The organism is Nocardiopsis codii (assembly GCF_036327455.1).
Taxonomy (GTDB): Bacteria; Actinomycetota; Actinomycetes; order Streptosporangiales; family Streptosporangiaceae; genus Nocardiopsis; species Nocardiopsis codii.
This window is the reverse complement of the sequence record NZ_JAUZMY010000083.1, coordinates 1-712: the sequence shown is the minus strand read 5'-3', so window position 1 is coordinate 712 and position 712 is coordinate 1. Positions and strand designations below refer to the sequence as shown.

The following is a 712-nucleotide window of genomic DNA, read 5'->3' as shown; positions in this document are numbered from 1 at the left end:
ACCCGCTCCGGCGCCCACTGGACCTTCCTGCGCCCCAGCGGCTTCGCCGCCAACACCCTCCACTGGGCACCCCGGATCCGCACCCACCGCACCGTCACCTCCACCCACCCCCACCTCGCCCGACCCCTCATCCACGAAGCCGACATCGCCGACGTCGCCGTCGACGCCCTCACCCGCCCCGAACACCACCACCAGCGCACCCACCACCTCACCGGCCCCCACCACCACACCGAAGCCGAACAGGTCCGCATCATCGCCCAGGTCCTGGACCTGCCCCTGACCCACCACACCCTCACCCGCGCCCAGGCCACCGCCGACCCCGGCGACCTACCACCCGACCTGCTCGACGCCATCCTCGACGCCCACGACCACATGACCCGCAACCCCGAACCCGCCACCACCACCGTCGAACAGATCCTCGGCCGCCCCGCACGCTCCTACCGCCAGTGGGTCGCCGACCACGCCACCGACTTCCGCTGACCCCCACCCCACCCGGCCCGCACCCACCACCGGGCGCGGGCCCACACCCATGCCCGCCCCCGGGAACCAACCCACCCCACGACGCGTTCCACCCACCGAACCCCCACCACCAACAGAGACCAAGGACACGAACAGATAACGAGAACTCTCATGCGCCCAGGACAATCCCAGGCAGGTGACGACCACCCACACGAACGGACACCCGTGAGGCTCTCCAACCGCGGAAAACTAC

General features: G+C 70.6%; 1 protein-coding gene. It reads left to right on the top strand.

Annotation, left to right across the window (positions count from 1 at the left end; all coding sequences use genetic code 11):
• Positions 1–480 (top strand): SDR family oxidoreductase (locus Q8791_RS31725; protein ID WP_407942095.1); only part of this gene is annotated, 480 nt, incomplete at its 5' end.
• Positions 481–712: the final 232 nt, after the last annotated feature.